Source organism: Streptomyces sp. NPDC091279, from assembly GCF_044757465.1.
Classification (GTDB): Bacteria; Actinomycetota; Actinomycetes; order Streptomycetales; family Streptomycetaceae; genus Streptomyces.
This window is the reverse complement of record NZ_JBIVVA010000023.1, coordinates 1-17,232: the sequence shown is the minus strand read 5'-3', so window position 1 is coordinate 17,232 and position 17,232 is coordinate 1. Positions and strand designations below refer to the sequence as shown.

Annotated in this window: 9 protein-coding genes; 6 read left to right on the top strand and 3 right to left on the bottom strand. The window is 71.8% G+C overall.

Going from position 1 to position 17,232, the window contains the following annotated elements:
* Nucleotides 1-173: 173 nt before the first annotated feature.
* The 6 genes from ACIQOU_RS36010 to ACIQOU_RS35985 all read left to right on the top strand — a co-directional run bounded on the left by ACIQOU_RS36010 (nt 174) and on the right by ACIQOU_RS35985 (nt 9,739).
* Nucleotides 174-2,624: an FAD-dependent oxidoreductase gene (locus ACIQOU_RS36010; protein ID WP_401544558.1), complete on the top strand. Its 2,451-nt coding sequence runs from the start codon at nt 174-176 to the stop codon at nt 2,622-2,624.
* Nucleotides 2,625-2,633: 9 nt separating this feature from the next.
* A complete protein-coding gene (solA, locus tag ACIQOU_RS36005; RefSeq protein WP_401544555.1) occupies nt 2,634-3,803 on the top strand; it encodes an N-methyl-L-tryptophan oxidase in 1,170 nt (389 codons plus the stop codon).
* The gene (locus ACIQOU_RS36000) at nt 3,800-4,951 is read left to right on the top strand and encodes an aromatic ring-hydroxylating dioxygenase subunit alpha (protein ID WP_401544552.1); all 1,152 of its coding nucleotides are present in this window, start codon (nt 3,800-3,802) and stop codon (nt 4,949-4,951) included. The genes solA and ACIQOU_RS36000 overlap by 4 nt, the downstream gene beginning before the upstream one ends.
* On the top strand, nt 4,944-6,410 hold the full coding sequence (locus ACIQOU_RS35995) for an aldehyde dehydrogenase family protein (protein WP_401544549.1): 1,467 nt from the start codon (nt 4,944-4,946) through the stop codon (nt 6,408-6,410). Before ACIQOU_RS36000 ends, ACIQOU_RS35995 begins: the two co-directional genes overlap by 8 nt.
* Nucleotides 6,411-6,576: 166 nt before the next feature.
* Complete coding sequence (locus tag ACIQOU_RS35990; protein ID WP_401544546.1) at nt 6,577-8,148, top strand: APC family permease; 1,572 nt, start codon at nt 6,577-6,579, stop codon at nt 8,146-8,148.
* A gap of 40 nt (nt 8,149-8,188) precedes the next feature.
* Entirely contained in the window at nt 8,189-9,739 is a 1,551-nt protein-coding gene (locus ACIQOU_RS35985) for a GMC family oxidoreductase (RefSeq protein WP_401544544.1), read from the top strand.
* Between the two features lie 129 nt (nt 9,740-9,868).
* Here ACIQOU_RS35985 and ACIQOU_RS35980 read toward each other — a convergent pair whose 3' ends face one another.
* The 3 genes from ACIQOU_RS35980 to ACIQOU_RS35970 all read right to left on the bottom strand — a co-directional run bounded on the left by ACIQOU_RS35980 (nt 9,869) and on the right by ACIQOU_RS35970 (nt 17,038).
* The gene (locus tag ACIQOU_RS35980; RefSeq protein ID WP_401544541.1) at nt 9,869-14,491 is read right to left on the bottom strand and encodes a hypothetical protein; all 4,623 of its coding nucleotides are present in this window, start codon (nt 14,489-14,491) and stop codon (nt 9,869-9,871) included.
* Between the two features lie 38 nt (nt 14,492-14,529).
* Nucleotides 14,530-15,420, bottom strand: a complete 891-nt coding sequence (locus ACIQOU_RS35975; RefSeq protein ID WP_401544538.1) for a hypothetical protein — start codon at nt 15,418-15,420, stop codon at nt 14,530-14,532.
* A gap of 85 nt (nt 15,421-15,505) precedes the next feature.
* The gene (locus ACIQOU_RS35970; protein WP_401544536.1) at nt 15,506-17,038 is read right to left on the bottom strand and encodes a hypothetical protein; all 1,533 of its coding nucleotides are present in this window, start codon (nt 17,036-17,038) and stop codon (nt 15,506-15,508) included.
* Nucleotides 17,039-17,232: the final 194 nt, after the last annotated feature.

Below are 17,232 nucleotides of genomic sequence, written 5' to 3'. Positions count from 1 at the left end.
CCCTGCTCTCCGCCCGCCTTCCCCGATCCCGGCCCCGCACTCCTCGCATTTCCCGGATTCCCCGGATTCCCCGCCTTTCTAGCCTTTCTCGCGTTCCCCGCTCCCCGAGCCCGCACGCTCGTGTCCCCGCTCTCCCCCCCGCGCGTCAACTCCGCCACCCGGCAAGGAGGGGCATGTCCAGTACGCCCGAAATCCGCCCGCGCTCCCCGAAGGTCGTCGTCATCGGCGCCGGCATCGTCGGCTGCTCGCTCGCCGACGAACTCACCGCGCGCGGCTGGACCGACGTCACCGTCCTCGAACAAGGCCCCCTGCCCGCACCCGGCGGCTCCACCTCGCACGCGCCCGGACTCGTCTTCCGCACCAGCCCGTCCAAGACCCTCGCGGAGTTCGCGAAATACACCGTCGAGAAGTTCAACGCCCTAGAGGTCGACGGAGTTCCCTGCTTCCAGCAGGTCGGCGGACTGGAGCTGGCCACCACCCCGGAACGCCTCGCCGACCTGCACCGCAGGGCCGGTTACGCCGCCGCCTGGGGCATCCGGGGTGAGATCGTCGACGCCGCGCGCTGCAAGGAACTCTGGCCGCTGCTCGACGAGTCGGTGGTCCTGGGCGGTTTCCACACCCCCGACGACGGGCTCGCCCGCGCCCTGCTCGCCTCCCGCGCCCAGCTGGAACGCGCCACCGCGCGCGGCGCCCGTTTCCTCGACCGTCACACCGTCACCGGCATCGAACAGGAGAACGGCCGCGTCACCGCCGTCGTCACCGACCGGGGCACCTTCCCCGCCGACCATGTCGTCTCGGCGGCCGGTTTCTGGGGCCCGGTGATCGGGCGGATGGCCGGCATCGACGTACCGTTGCAGCCGCTCGCACACCAGTACGTGAAGACGAAACCGCTGCCCGAGCTGGCCGGTCACGCGGCCGAGGCGTCGCGGCCGATCCTCCGGTACCAGGACCGTGACCTGTACTTCCGTGAGCACACCGACCGCATCGGCATCGGGTCCTACGCCCATCGGCCGCTGCCCGTCGACCCGTTCGCGGTACCGGCCTACGACGAGGCACGCGCGCGGGACATGGAGATGCCGTCCTCGTACCCGTTCACGACCGAGGACTGGACGCCGAGTTGGGAGGACTGCCGGCGGCTGGTCCCGGCGCTCGGCGCATCCGAGGTCGAGGAGGGCTTCAACGGCGTCTTCTCCTTCACCCCCGACGGCATGCCCGTGCTCGGCGAGTCCCGCCGACTGCGCGGATTCTGGCTGGCCGAGGCCGTCTGGGTCACCCACTCCGCCGGGGTCGCCCGGGCCGTCGCCGAGTGGATGGTCGACGGGCGGCCCGCCCTGGACGTCCACGAGTGCGACCTCACCCGCTTCGAGGACGCGCAGCGCTCACCGTCGTACGTCCGGGAGCGCGGCTGCCAGCAGTTCGCCGAGGTGTACGACGTCCTGCATCCGCTGCAACCGATGGAGCAGCCGCGGCCGTTGCGGGTCAGCCCCTTCTACGCGCGGCAGCAGGAACTCGGCGCGTTCTTCCTGGAGGGCGGCGGGTGGGAACGGCCGCACTGGTACGAGGCCAACGCCCCGCTCGCGGAAGGGATGTCGCTGCCCGAACGGGACGCCTGGTCGGCCCGGTACTGGTCGCCGATCGCCGCAGCCGAGGCCCGCGCCACCCGCGAGAAGGTCGCCCTGTACGACATGACGCCGTTGCGTCGGCTGGAGGTCACCGGTCCCGGCGCGCTCGACTTCCTGGACCGTATGACCACCAACAACCTGCGCAAGAAGCCCGGCGCGGTGACCTACTCGCTGCTGCTCGACGAGCGGGGCGGGGTCCGCTCCGACCTCACCGTCGCCCGCCTCGCCCCCGACCGCTTCCAGGTGGGCGCCAACTCCCCCGCCGACCTCGACTGGTTGACCCGGCACGCGCCCGCCGACGTACAGATCCGGGACATCACCTCGGGCACCTGCTGCATCGGCGTCTGGGGGCCGCTGGCCCGCGACCTCGTGCAGCCGCTGACCCGCGACGACTTCTCCCACGAGGCCTTCGGCTACTTCCGCGCGAAGGAGACCTACCTCGGACACGTCCCGGTGACCGCCCTGCGCCTGTCCTACGTCGGCGAGTTGGGCTGGGAGCTGTACACCACCGCCGACCTGGGCCTGCGGTTGTGGGACACGCTCTGGGAGGCCGGGCGGGACCTCGGGGTGATCGCGGCCGGCCGGTCCGCCTTCAACTCGCTGCGTCTGGAGAAGGGTTACCGCGCCTGGGGCACCGACATGACCGACGAGCACGACCCGTTCGAGGCGGGCGTCGGCTTCGCGGTGCGCAGGGACAAGGAGTTCGTGGGCCGCTCCGCGCTGAGCGACAGCCCGCCGACCCGCCGCCTGACCGCCCTGCTCCTCGACGACCCCGCCGCCGTCGTCCTCGGCAAGGAACCCGTCCACGTCGACGGCGTCCCCTCCGGCTACGTCACCAGCGCGTCCTACGGCTACACGCTGGGCCGCTGCATCGCCTACGCCTGGCTGCCGACGCTCCCGACCGGCACCGCCGTCCAGATCGCCTACCTCGGTGAGAAGGTCGCCGCGACCGTCGCCGAAGAGCCTCTGTTCGACCCCAAGATGACCCGCATCCGCCGCTAGGAGGCAGTCTTGTCCCCCACGTACGACGTGATCGTCATCGGGCTCGGCGGGATGGGCAGCGCCGCCGCCCACCATCTGTCCGCGCGCGGTGCCCGGGTCCTCGGTCTGGAGAAGTTCGGGCCGGTCCACAACCGCGGTTCCAGTCACGGCGGTTCGCGGATCACCCGCCAGTCCTACTTCGAGGACCCGGCCTATGTGCCGCTGCTGCTGCGCGCCTACGAGCTGTACGAGGAGCTGGAGCGGAACACCGGCCGTGAGGTCGCGATCCTCCCCGGTGGCGTGATGATCGGCAGGCCCGACTCGCGCACCGTCTCCGGTTCGCTCCTCTCGGCCGAGCAGTGGGGCCTCGCCCACGAGATGCTGGACGCCAAGGAGATCCGGCGCCGCTTCCCCACCCTCGCCCCGCGGGACGACGAGGTGGCGCTGTACGAGAAGAAGGCGGGTCTGCTGCGGCCGGAGAACACCGTCGCCGCACACCTCCAGCTGGCCACCCGGCGCGGCGCCGACCTGCACTTCGACGAGCCGATGACCCGCTGGGAGCCGTACCGGGACGGGGTGCGGGTGCACACCGCCGAGAACACCTACACCGCCGGGCAGTTGGTGATCTGCCCGGGCGCGTGGGCGCCGGAACTGCTCACCGATGTCGGGGTGCCGTTCACCATCGAGCGGCAGGTCATGTACTGGTTCCAGCCGCGGGGCGGGGTCCAGCCGTTCGTGCCGCAGAACCATCCGATCTACATCTGGGAGGACGCGGCCGGCGTCCAGGTGTACGGCTTCCCCGCCATCGACGGCCCCGACCTCGGCGCCAAGGTCGCCTTCTTCCGCAAGGGCCAGGTCACCACTCCGGAGACCATCGAGCGGACGGTGCACGACGACGAGGTACAGGCCATGGCGGACCACATGTCCGGCTGCATCCCGGACCTGCCGGGCACCTTCCTCAAGGCCGCGACCTGCATGTACTCCAACACCCCGGACGAACACTTCGTGATCGCCCGACACCCCGCGCATCCGGAGTCGGTGACCGTGGCCTGCGGTTTCTCCGGGCACGGCTTCAAGTTCGTGCCGGTCGTCGGGGAGATCCTCGCCGACCTCGCGCTGACCGGGGCCACCACGCACCCGATCGGCCTGTTCGACCCCGCCCGCCTCGCCGCCGCGCCCGCCCTAGGAGCACGCACGTGACGACGACCCCGGTCTCGCCCGCCCCCGTTTCCGACACCCCCAGCCTGGTGTCCACCCTGCCCGGGCACTACTACACCGACCCGGAGATCTTCCGGCAGGAGCAGGAACACCTCTTCGAGTCGATGTGGTTCTGCGCGGTCCGCAGCGCCGACCTGGCCAAACCCGGCGCGTTCCGCACCGTCCAGATCGGCCGCGAGAACGTCATCATCACCCGGTCGCGCTCCGGCGCGCTGCGGGCCTTCCTCAACATCTGCCGCCACCGGGGTGCCCGGCTGTGCATGGAGGAGGCCGGAGAGGTCCGCCGCAGCCTCCAGTGCCCGTACCACGCATGGACGTACGACCTTGACGGCAGATTGATCGCCGCACCCAACTTGATCAAGATGCCCGATGTTGACCGGGTCGAGTACGGATTGATCAATGTGGCCTTGCGCGAGTGGCTCGGCTACGCGTGGGTGTGCCTGGCCGCCGAACCGCCCTCCTTCGAGGACAGCGTGATGCACGCGGCCGTGGAACGACTCGGCGACCCGGCGGCGATCGAGCACTACGGCACCGAGAACCTCGCCCTCGGCCGGCGCGTCACCTACGACGTCAAGGCGAACTGGAAGCTCATCGTCGAGAACTTCATGGAGTGCTACCACTGCGCCACCATCCACCCCGAACTGACCGAGGTGCTCCCGGAGTTCGCGGACGGCTACGCGGCCCAGTACTACGTGGGGCACGGCGCGGAGTTCGGTGAGGGCGTCGAGGGCTTCACCGTCGACGGCAGCCCGGGCTTCGACCGGCTGCCGCAGGTCGCCGACGACCAGGACCGCCGCTACTACGCCATCACGGTGAAGCCGACGGTCTTCATCAACCTCGTCCCCGACCACGTGATCCTGCACCGCATGTTCCCGCTCGCCGAGGACCGCACGATCGTCGAGTGCGACTGGCTGTACGCACCGGACGTCGTGGCATCGGGGGCGGACGTGTCGAAGTCCGTGGAGCTGTTCCACCGGGTCAACGAACAGGACTTCGAGGCCTGCGAGCGGACGCAGCCCGCCATGGCGTCGCGGGCCTACCGCAAGGGTGGTGTGCTGGTTCCCAACGAGCACCACATCGGGATCTTCCACGAGTGGCTCCTGGAGCGGCTGGGAGGCGAGCATGCCTGATCTGTTCATCGACGGAGGCTGGCGGAGCGCGGTCGACGAGCGCACCCGCGAGATCCGCTGTCCCGCCGACGGCTCGCTGGTCGGGGTGGTGGACGAGGCCGGCGGTAAGGACACCGTGGAGGCGATCGGCGCCGCCCGCCGGGCCTTCGACGAGGGCCCGTGGCCGCACACCCCGGCGGACCAGCGGGGCGATCTGCTGCTGAAGGTCGCCGATCTGCTCGTCCGCGACAAGGATGCCCTCGCGCGGGCCGAGTCTCTTGACACCGGTAAACGGTTGATCGAGAGCGAGTACGACATTGACGACATCGTCAACTGTTTCCGCTACTTCGGGCGGCTCGTCACCCAGGAGACCGGCCGGGTGATCGACACCGGCACCGACGGCATCGACAGCCGGGTCGTGTACGAGCCCGTCGGGGTCTGCGCGCTGATCACGCCGTGGAACTATCCGCTCCTCCAGACCGCGTGGAAGGTGGCACCGGCGCTCGCGGCGGGCAACACCTTCGTCCTGAAGCCGAGCGAGCTGACCCCGCACACCGCGATCCATCTCATGCGGCTGCTGGACGAGGCGGGCCTGCCGCCGGGCGTCGCCAACCTGGTCCTCGGCGCGGGCCCGGAGGCGGGCGCCCCGCTCGGCGACCACCCTGATGTCGACCTGGTCTCCTTCACCGGCGGCCTGCACACCGGCCGGGGCCTGATGGCGGCGGCGGCCGGCACCGTCAAGAAGGTCGCGCTGGAACTCGGCGGCAAGAACCCGAACATCGTGTTCGCCGACGCCGACTTCGAGACGGCCGTCGACATGGCGCTCACCGCCGTGTTCCTGCACTCCGGGCAGGTCTGCTCGGCGGGGACCCGGCTGCTGGTCCAGGACGCGCTGCACGACCGGCTCGTCGACGAGGTCGTCCGGCGGGCCCGGGGAATCCGGCTCGGTGGCCCGTTCGACGAGCGGGCGCAGACCGGGCCGCTGATCTCGGCGGCACACCGGGAGAAGGTCGAGGCGTACGTGGCGCGGGGGCTGGCGGAGGGCGCCGTCCTGCGGTGCGGCGGCGAACGTCCGGCGGGGTCCGAGTACGCCGACGGCTTCTACTACCCGCCGACCGTCCTGGACGGGTGCACATCGGGGATGACGGTGGTCCAGGAGGAGTCCTTCGGTCCGGTGCTGACCGTCGAGCGCTTCACCGACGAGGACGAGGCGGTGCGGCTGGCCAACGACACGGTGTACGGCCTCGCGGGCGGGGTCTGGACGAGCGACGAGGCCAAGGCCGCGCGGGTCGCGGCCCGGCTCCGCCTCGGGACCGTCTGGATCAACGACTTCCACCCGTACGTCCCGCAGGCCGAGTGGGGCGGATACAAGCAGTCCGGCTTCGGTCGCGAACTCGGCCCCTCGGGGCTCGCCGAGTACCGCGAGACGAAGCACATCTGGCGCAACACCGCGCCCCGGCCCCAAGGATGGTTCGCCTAGCACCTGTTGATGACGCATTGACGACCTCTTGACGACCTCTTGAGGATCAACCCAGGACCTGGTCAGGATCACTCCAGGTTCTGTCCGGACGAAGCAGTTCCCGTCACCGAGCCCGGCACCCGCAGAGCCGCTCCCTCTCTTCCCCAGGCCCATCAGGAGTCAGCTCATGACCACGACGCAGCATCCACCGTCCGGAACAGACGGCCAGGACGACGCCGAACTCGCCGAGTTCGGCTACCGGCCGGAGCTGAAGCGCAGCCTCGGCAACTTCCACACCTTCGCCGCCGGGATCAGCTACATCTCGATCCTGACCGGCACCTTCCAGTTGTTCTACTTCGGCTACGGCAGCGGCGGCCCCGCCTACTGGTGGTCCTGGCCGATGGTGTTCGTCGGCCAGTTCATGGTCGCGCTGTGCTTCGCGGAGCTGGCCGCCCGCTATCCCGTCGCGGGCTCGGTCTACAACTGGTCGAAGAAGGTGGGCAATCCGCATCTGGGCTGGCTGGCCGGGTGGATGATGTTGATCGCCTCGATCGTGTCGATCGCGGCGGTGGCTCTCGCCTACCAGTTGACGCTGCCGCAGATCTCGTCGTTCTTCCAGTTCGTCGGTGACGGCACCGGCGAGTACGACGTGGCGACCAACGCGGTGGTTCTCGCGACGGTGTTGATTCTCTTCACGACTCTGGTCAATGCGTTCGGCGTCAAGTTGATGGCCACGATCAACACGGCGGGTGTCTTCATCGAGTTGATCGCCACGGTCGTGTTGATCATCCTGTTCGCCGTCCACATCACGCGCGGCCCGCAGGTGGTGCTCCAGACCGAGGGGACGGGAGCCGGGCACTCCACGGGCTACCTCGGCGCGTTCCTGGTGGCCTCGTTGGCCTCCGCGTACGTCATGTACGGCTTCGACACGGCCGCGTCGCTCGGCGAGGAGTCCCTCAACCCGTCCCGCAACGCACCGCGCGCCATCATCCGGGCGATCGTCGCGTCGTTCGTCCTCGGCGGGCTGGTGCTGCTGCTGGCGCTGATGAGCGTCTCCAGCCTGACGGGCGACAAGCTCTCCACGGACGGACTCCAGTACGTGGTGCTGAACGTGCTCGGTCCGACGGCGGGCAAGGCGATGCTGTGGTGCGTGCTGATCGCGGTCACGGTGTGCGCGCTCGCGGTGCACACGGCGGCGATCCGGCTGGCGTTCGCGATGGCCCGGGACAACAACCTGCCCGCGTCGTCGATGCTGGCGCGGGTGAGCCCCCGTTTCAAGACGCCGGTCCTCCCGGCCGTGATCATCGGCGTGCTGGCGCTGGCGATCCTGGTGGTCAACATCCGCCAGCCGCAGATCTTCACGGTCGTGACCAGCATCGGCATCATCATGATCTACCTCGCCTATCTGGGCGTGACGGTGCCGATGCTGGTGGCGCGGCTGCGGGGGAAGTGGCAGCCGGCCGGGGACGGGAAGTTCTCGCTGGGCAGGTGGGGGCTGCCGGTCAACATCGGCGCGGTGGTGTGGGGGTCCGCCATGACGATCAACCTGCTCTGGCCGCGGGCGGCGGTCTACAACGCGGCGGCGCCGTTCCACTGGTACCTGCGGTGGGGCGCGGTGCTGTTCGTCGCGATCATCGCGGGCGGCGGTTTCGCCTACTACTGGTTCGTCCAGCGGCACCGCACCGGCGTGCTCGCCGAGCACCGGCTGGAGTCCCCCGACGGCCCCGCCGCCCCGTTCGCCACCCCGGCGGCCGACTGAATCCCGGCCGTGCCATCAGCTGCAAGGAGGTCAACTCCCCATGAGCGTTGACGAGTTCGACTATGTGGTGGTCGGAGGCGGTACCGCGGGCAATGTCGTCGCGGCCCGCCTCAGCGAAGATCCGGCAGTCACGGTCTGCGTCCTGGAGGCCGGGCCCAGCGATGTCGGGGACGACGACGTCCTCAAGCTGGAGCGCTGGATGGGACTGCTGGAGTCCGGTTACGACTGGGACTATCCGGTGGAGCCGCAGGCCAGCGGCAACAGTTTCATGCGGCACGCGCGGGCCAGGGTGCTGGGCGGCTGTTCCTCGCACAACTCCTGTATCGCCTTCTGGGCACCGGCCGAGGATCTCGACGACTGGGCGGCCCAGGGCTGTACGGGCTGGGCCGCGCGGGACGTCTTCCCGCTCTACCGGCGCCTGGAGAACAACGACGCTCCCGGCGACCACCACGGCCGCACCGGGCCGGTGAAGCTGCGCACCCTCAAGAGCGACGACCCGTGCGGTACGGCCCTGCTGGAGGCGTGCGCGCAGGCCGGGATTCCGACCACGCCGTTCAACGCGGGCGGCACGGTGGTCCGGGGTGCCAACTGGTTCCAGATCAACTCCGACGAGAACAACATCCGGCAGTCGTCCTCGGTCGCCTATCTGCATCCGGTGCTGGGCAAGCGGCCCAACCTGGAGGTGCGCACCGGCGTGCGCGCCAAGCGGCTCGTCCTCGACGGGCGGCGCTGTGTGGGCGCGGAGTACCTGGACCCCGACCTGATCCACACCCGGACGGTCCGGGCCCGGCGTGAGGTGATCGTGTCCTGCGGCGCGATCGACTCGCCCAAGCTGCTGATGCTGTCCGGCATCGGCCCGGCCGCGCAGCTGCGTGAGGTCGGCGTCGAGGTGGTCGTCGACGCCGCCGGGGTCGGCGAGAACCTCCAGGACCACCCCGAGGGCGTGATCATGTGGGAGGCGCGGCAGCCGATGACCACCACGTCCAGTCAGTGGTGGGAGGCGGGCATCTTCTACGACACCGAACCGGGCCTGGACCGGCCGGACCTGATGTTCCACTACGGCTCGGTGCCGTTCGACATGAACACGGCCCGCTGGGGCTATCCGACCTCGGAGAACGCGTTCTGTCTCACGCCCAATGTGACCCGCGCGAAGTCCCGGGGAACGGTGCGGCTGCGCACCCGTGACTACCGGGACAAGCCGAAGGTGGACCCGCGCTACTTCACGCACGAGCACGATGTGCGGGTGATGACGTACGGGCTGCGGCTCGCACGCCGCATCGCCGGGCAGCCCGCGCTGAGCGGGTGGGCGGGCGCTGAGCTGGCGCCGGGTCCTGATGTCCGGTCGGACGACGAACTGCTCGACTACATCCACAAGACCCACAACACCGTCTACCACCCGTCCTGCACCGTGAAGATGGGCGCGGACGACGACGCCTCGGCCCCGCTCGACGCGCGGTTGCGGGTCAAGGGGGTCGAGGGGCTGCGGGTCGCCGACGGGTCGGTCATGCCGGATCTGGTCACCGTCAACCCGTGCATCACGACCATGATGATCGGCGAGAAGTGCGCCGACCTGATCAAGGAGGACGGTTGATCTGAGCACTGTTGATCTGGGCACTGTTGATGGAGGGCAGTTGATCGACAGTTGATCAGCGAGTACCTCTGGTCAAGATGGACGTCCGGATCAAGACCGTCAATACAGTCATCACTGTCAACAGGTTGATCAACCCGCGGCCGGTTCGGGCCGCTTGTACATACGGGTCGCCGTGATCTCACTGCGCACCTCTTCCCCGGCCGGGGCCTGCTGCGGCAGTCCCGGCCGGAGGTGTTCCTCCACGCTGATGTACTTCAGACCGGCCCGGAGGTCGGCGTCGTTGCGCAGCCGGATGACGAGCGGGAACTCCGCGAGCGCCGTCGTGTCGAACAGGCCCGTGGTGTACAGCAGTTGCACACCGAGGGCGTCCGACACGGCGCGCTGCAACTCCAGCAGGTAGGTGGCGTTGGCGCGGCCGATGGGGTTGTCGAGGAACAGCGTGCCGGCGTGCCGGTGCTTGTCGCGGCCCCGGTCGTTCGAGCGCAGGGCGGCCATCGTGCAGTACAGGGCGATGGCGGCGGTGAGCAGCTGGCCGCCCGAGAAGACGTCGCCCATCTGCCCGACGGGCACCCGCTCGGCGCGCAGGACGGCGTCCGGCTTGAGAATCTCGACGGCGACGCCCTTGGGCTGGAGGGCCGCCGCCACCCCGCGCAGCAGCAGGGACATGCCGTCGCGGCGCAGGTCGGAGTTCTTCTTCACGGCGGCCCGGGTCGCCTCGTCGACGACCTCGCCGAGCCGCTCGGTGAGCGTCGCCTGATCGGGCTCCTCGAAGCGGATGCGCAGGAACTCCTGCCCTGACCACTCCCCGAGCCCTTCCGGCAGCCGGGACAGCCGCTGTGCCGAGCGCAGGGTGGCCAGCGACGATTCGACCAGGCCCCGCAGCCGGTCCACGATCGAGTCCCGGTTCCGCTCCAGCTGGGCCAACTCGTCGGTGAGGACCCGCAGTCGGGGCGCGAAGGCCTCCGCCCACTTCTGGGCGTGCTCGGGCAGGGCGGCGGCGGGCAGCTCGCGGATCTGCTGCCGGGCCGGGGTGCGGACCTGCTCGTAGCGGGTGGAGTTGGCGTGCCGCACCAGCACGTCACTGGCCTCGCGGACGGCGGACTCGGCGGCCGACAGGTCGGCGGCGCAGCCGCGCAGCGAACGGCGGGTGTCGGTGGCGGCCTGGCGGGCCTCCTCCGGGCTGCCGGGGTAGGGCTCGGGCTCGTCCTGGTCGTCGTCGGGGGCGTGTTCGCGCAGCAGGTCGCGGAGCATCGCGGCGATCTCGTCGAAGCCGCCGGCCGCGTCCTCGGCGGCCCGGTGGGCGTCGAGCAGTTCGGCGTGCGCCGCCCGGGCCTGGCCCAACTCTCCGGTGAGGGAGGCGAGTTCGGTGGTGGCCGTGCGCAGCAGGGCCTGGGCGTGCTCGGCGTCGCGGGGGCGCAGTTCCTCGGGCAGCTCGGTGTGGGCCTCGCCGTCCTCGGGGGCGTGCCGTTCGGCCTCGCCGCGGAGCCGGCCGAGGTGTTCGCTCGCGGTGGAGACGCGGGCCTCCAGGAGCTGGACCAGTTCCTCGGCGCGGGCCGCGGCGGCCTGCCGGGACGGTCCGTCGGAGCCGTCCGGGGACTGGAGCAGCTGGGCCGCGCGGGTGCGGACCTTGTTGCTGAGGCGGTTCAGTTCGGCGAGGGAGGCGCTCTCGTCGCTCTCCGCGCGGGCCTGTTCGGCGCGCAGGTCGGCGCCGACGCCGACCTTCTCGTACAGCTGGGAGGCGGCCCGGTAGGCCTCGCGGAGCGCGGGCAGCGAGTGCTCGGAGGCGGCGCCGTCGGGGACGTCGTCGGGGGCGCCGGCGATCTCGGAGCGCTCGGCCCACAGCGCCCGCGCGGTGCGGCGGGCGTCGTCGGCGGCGCGCTGGGCGCCTCGGCGGTCCTCGTCGGCGGCCCGCGCGCGTTCCAGGCAGGTCTGGGCGCGGGCCTCGAACTCGGCGGCGTCGTCGGCGAGTTCCCGCAGCTTGGCCTGCCAGCCGGAGCGCTCGCGCAGCCGGTGGGCGAGTCCGGCGAGGACGTCGGCGGCGCGCCGGGCCTTCTGGGCGGCCTCCTGTCGTTCGTCGCGTGCCTGGGTGGCTTCGGCGGCGCTCTCGTCGGCCTCGGCGCGGACGGCGCGGGCCTCGGTGAGTTCGGCTTCGGCCTCCTCGGCGAAGACGCGGGCGTCCTCGGCGGCGCGCGCCAGTTCGACGAGGTGTCCGGTGGGGCAGCCGGTGCGCCAGGAGGCGAGGCGCGCGGTCAGCTCGCGGTCCTTGCCGAGGCGGGCGGCGAGGGTGCGGATCTCGTCGTCGCGCTCGGTCGCCCGCGCGCGCAGTGCCTGGCGTTCCTCGTCGGCGGCGCCCTCGTCGTGCATGGCCGGGTTGGGCGGTACCAGGAAGACGCCGGTGGCCGTGTCACCGCCGCCGTCGAGGGCCGGGGCGGGGGCGAGCAGGGCGGCGGCGGTGCCGACGGCGACGGCGGACCTCGGCAGCAGGGCCGCGTCGCCGAGGGCCTCGCGGGCCCGGGCGTGCGTGTCGGGGTCGGTGATGATGACGCCGTCGACGAGTTCGGGGCGGGCGGCCAGCACGCGCGCGTGGTCGGCGGGGTCGACGGCCTGGGCGAGGTAGCGCCAGCCGGGCAGGGCGGGGATGCCCTGCTCGCCGAGGAACTCCACGGTGGCCAGCACGTCGGGGCCCGGCGGCAGGAGTCCGCCGTCGCCGAGGGCGCCGAGGATGCGGGAGTCGTCGGCGGCGGCGGTGCGCAGCTCGAACAGCTGGCGTTCGGCGGCGGAGACGGAGTCGTCGAGCAGCTCGCGCAACTCGTCGGCGAACCGGTCGAGTTCCTCGGGGGTGAGGACGCCCTGGCCGGTGTCGGTGCCGTCCTGGCGGGGGCCCGGGATCTCGGTGCGGCCCTCGGTGCCGGAGAGGCTGAGGAGTTCCGCCAGCCGCTCTTGCGAGGCCAGGCCTTCGGCGAGGCGGCGTTCGGCGTCGTAGGTGCGGCGGCTCGCGGTGGCCGCGTCCGCCGCGCGGGCCGCCGTCAGTTCGGCGCGGGCTTCGGCGGAGGCCGCCTCGCGCGCGTGCTCGCCGGTCTTGCGGGCGGCTTCGCGGGCGGTGTCCCAGGCGGCGACGGCGCTCTTCTCGGCGTCGCTGGCGGCGAGCGCGGCGCGGGCCGGGTCGGCGTCGGGGGCGCTGTCGTCGAGCCAGCCCGCGCGGACCGCCTCGGCGGTCTCCTGTTCGACCTCGGTCAGGCGCTGGCGCAGATGTCCGGCCTCGCTGCGGGCGCGCTGGGCGTCGGTGGCGGCGGCGGTCGCGTCCCGGTGGGCGGTCTCGCCGGTCTCCTGGAGGGCGGCGGAGCGCTCCTCCTCTTCGTTGGCGAGGTTCTCGGCGCTCTCGGCGGCCCCGTGCAGGGCGCGGACGAGGTCGACGGCGGCCTTGGCGCGGGCGGCGAGCGCGGGGGCCGCGTCCCGTTCGGCCTCCTGGATGGCGGCGGCCACGCGGGCGACGCGGTCGGCGGCCGCGCGGTGGCGCAGGACGGCCTCGGCGCCCTGCCAGGCGGCGTGCAGGGTGCGGGCGTCGGCCAGCTCGCGCTTCTGTGCGGCGGCGGACTTCTCGGCGGCGGCGAGGGCCAACGAGGCGTTCCTGAAGGCGAGTTCGGCGGCGATCAGGGCGCTGCGCCCGCGGGCCGACTCGGCGTGGGTGACGGCGGTCGCGGCGCCGGTGACCTGCTGGGCGAGGTCGGCGGCGCGTACCCGCTCCAGGCCACCGCGTCCGGTCAGCCGCCGGGCCAGGGCGCGGGTGCGTCGTTCGGCACCGGCGTGCACGTCACGCGCGCGTGCCCGGGCCTGGGCGGCCTCGACGATCCGGCCGAGCAGGTCCACCGAGCCGGCGGTGAAGTCCCGTTCAGCGATCAGCTCGGCGCGGCGGCCGAGTTTGTTGCCGAAGCCGCTCACCAGGTCGGCGAGGCCGTCGGTGTCGCGTGTGTCGGTGACGGCGCGCAGCAGCAGGTCGGTGAAGTCGGAGTCCTTCTTGACGGCGAAGAGTCCGGCCGCCTCGCCCTCGTCGGCGTTCATCTCGCGCTGGTAGCGGAAGAGTTCGGGGTCGAGGCCGAGGTCGCCGAGGTGCTCGATCCAGCGGTCGTGGATCTCCTCCCAGTGCACCTCCAGGTGCGGGTAGGCCTTGCCGGCCTCGGTGAGGGCGTCCCGGAAGCCCTTCATGGTGCGGCGGCGGCCCTTGGCGCCGGACTGGCCCTCCACGGGCGGCCGGACGGCGGTGGACTCGGCGACCGGCAGGTTGTCGAGGCTGAGTCCGGGGCCCGGCCGGAAGGAGTACCAGGCCTCGGCGAACTTGCGCGGGTCGTTGGAGACCTGGCGGCCCCGCCATTCGCTGGCCTTGCCGACGACGACGCACTCGCCGGTGAGGGTGTGCTGCCACTCCAGGGCGACGTGTCCGCAGTCGTCGGCCAGCAGGAACTTGCGCAGCACGCCGGAGCTGGCCCCGCCGAGGGTGTTGCGGTGGCCCGGCAGCATCACGGAGAAGATCAGCTTGAGGAGGACCGACTTGCCGCCGCCGTTCTCCAGGAAGAGCACGCCGGCGGGGGCGGGGCGGCGGGGCGGGCCGACCGGTTCCTCCGCGAAGAACTCCGCCTGGGTGGGCGCGGGGTCGGGCACGGGCGCGCCGACGCCCCGCAGGTCAAGCACGGTGTCGGCGTAACGCGCACCGGCGGGTCCGATGGAGTAGAGGCGGACCCGGGACAGCTCGTACATGGCGGACTCTCGTAAGTCTTCGGCAGGTCAGGGGGGGTTCAGGACGACAACGGGGCGTGGAAGGGCAGCCCGGCGTCGGCCACCAGGTCGAGGTCGTCGGTGTTCTCGGCGGGCAGCAGGGTGGGGGTGCCGTCGGTGACGGGGACGACGCCCAGCTCCAGCAGCTCGGTGAGGGCGGCGGTGCCCGCGAGGTCGCGGACCTGGAGCTGGTAGCGGGCGGTGGTGCGGTAGGTGCCGCCGTTGTCGTCGCCGGTGCGCTGGAGGAAGCCGGAGTCGGTGAGGAAGGCGACGGCCTTGCCGACGATGCCGGTGGTGGAACCGGCGAGTCTGCGAGCGTCCTTGGTGGCACCGGCGGCGCTGCGTCGGGCCCAGTTGCGCCAGGCGGCCTCCAGGCCCGGCGCGTCGGTGGCCGGGTCGGTGTTCTCGCCCTGCTCCTCGGCGCGTTCCTCCAGGCGTCGGCAGGCCTGGCGGACGAACGCGTCGACGCCGTTGACCGACACGCGCCCGATGTAGCCGTCGTCGGCGAGGTCCTCGGGGCGCGGGAACGCCATGGCGGCGACGGCGAGATGGGCGAGTCCGTGCAGGAAGCGGTCGCTGCCGTCGGCGGAGGTGCGACGCGCGTAGTCGCCCATGCGGACGGCGAACACCGATTCCTCGGCGGCGGTCACGGCCATCCCCGCGCGCGGGGAGACCTCCAGGACCACGAGGCCGAGTCCGGCGACGACGGCGTCCGCGAGCCGCGCGAACGGCGGGTCCTCGCGGTAGCGGCGCAGCAGTCCGGTGTACTCCTGGTCGCGCGCGGGTTGCAGTTTGGGCTGGAGTCCGAAGGCCACCAGCCGCGCCGCGTCGGCGGCGTCGGCGGGGGTCACGGGGGCGTTCGCCGGTGCGGTGGGGGCCTCCGCGTCACTCCACTCGACGTGCTCACTCACGGCTGCGACTCCTCGGTCTCGGTGGCGGATCGGACGGCACACGTCCCATGCGGGGCAACGACGGTGCGGTGGCGGTCGGTCGGCATCAGGCGGCCTCGGTCCGGTCGGCCGCCATCCCGGCGGCGTCCAGCAGGGCCGTGCCCACGATCAGGTCGGCGCCGCCGAACTGCGGGTCGTCCAGTTCGGTGCCGTCGTCGACGGCGAACAGCAGCTTTCCCTCGCCCTGCCGGTAGGCGGTGCCGACGGCGGGGCTGGCCGCGTGGACAGCCAACAGGGCGACGAGGTAGGGCAGTTCGGTGTCCGGTTTCTTGGTGCGGGCCTCGGCGAGGAGTCCCGACAGCCGGCGCGGGGCGTCCGCGGGCAGGTCGAGGAGTTCCTTGGCGGCGGCGAGGTCCTCCTCGCTGAACCGGCTGTCGTCCGGGGTGGCGATGAGGTCGGGCTCGGGCATCTCCGCCCCGAGGTGCTCGCGCTCCACCGGCGGGGTGAGCAGGATGTCGACGAGGTCGGTGACCCGGACCGACACCGGGGTGCGCAGGCCGGTGCCGTGCGCGAAGAACGCGTCGGTGACGCGGACGGCCTGCTCCAGGGGCAGCGGCAGCACCGGGGCGAGCAGGTGTCCGTAGAGGTCGGTCCCGGAGGTCGTCATGGGGGTGGCGAAGGCCTGCCGGTCCTGTTCGGCGCGGAACAGGGGTCCCGCTTCCAGCAGTCGGGACTGGAGCTGGGTGTGGCGGCGGATGCAGTCCTTGACGATGTCGACGAGTTCGGCGGCGCGGCGCTTGTGCTCCGGGTCCTCCGTCTCGTCGCGTGCCTTGCGGATGTTGGTGAGGATCGCGTTCTCGTGGCGGTAGCGGTCGGCGACGTGGTCCAGGGCCTCGGTGATCATGTCGGGGACGGCGCTGAGCCAGTCGACCGCCCGGACGTTGCGCCGGGTGGCGTCCAGGGCGCGGCGCAGGGTCTCGGAGTACTGGACGGTGCGGTACCGCGCCTGTTCGGCGGCGAGTTGGGCGTCGGCGAGGCGGCCCCGGTTGATCAGGACCTCCAGCTTCACCTCGGCGGCGATCTGGGCGCTGGTGACGTCCGTGTCGAGGGCGCCGACGAGGACGTTGACCGCCTCGTCGGTGGTGCGCAGGTAGACGACACCGCCGGGACCCGGGACCTCCTCGATCAGCTTGAAGTCGTAGTCGCGCCGGACGTAGCTGCCGTCGGCGGCGAACGTGCCGTACACGGCGCGGAAGCCGCGGTCGACGCTGCCGACGTTGACGAGGTTCTCCAGCACCCAGCGGGCCACGCGCTCGTGCTCGGCGGCTGGGCGGCGCGGCGCCTGGGCGGCGATGCGCGGCAGCAGCCGGGCGACCATCTGGTCGTGGTCGGCGCCCGTGTCGAAGTCCATGTTCAGGGTGACCAGGTCGATGGCGGCGAGGGCCACCTCGGCCATGCCGTAGACGGTGAACTCGCCCGCCAGATTGGCCTTGCGGGCGTCGAGGTCGTGCAGCGGCGCGGTGCAGGCGAGCGCGCGCAGGCGCCGCGCCAGACCCTCGTCGGCGGCCGGGCCCGGTGCGGGGCGCGGCCCCGCGCTGAGCTGGGGCGGAACACGGTCCGTCGATGCGGGTGAAGTCACGGTGCACAGACTAGGTCCTCGGTCTGACAACGGCCCAAACGACGCAGACGCACCCCGGCGCCGTACCGGCCACACCGGTCACCTGGTACGACAAGCCGGCTAGATGAGTGAGTCCGATGTGTGTGCTGGTAGCGACCATGGCGAAGGGCGCCCGTTGGTCAGTGTGTGAAGACAGACCTGGACGCCCTTCTGAC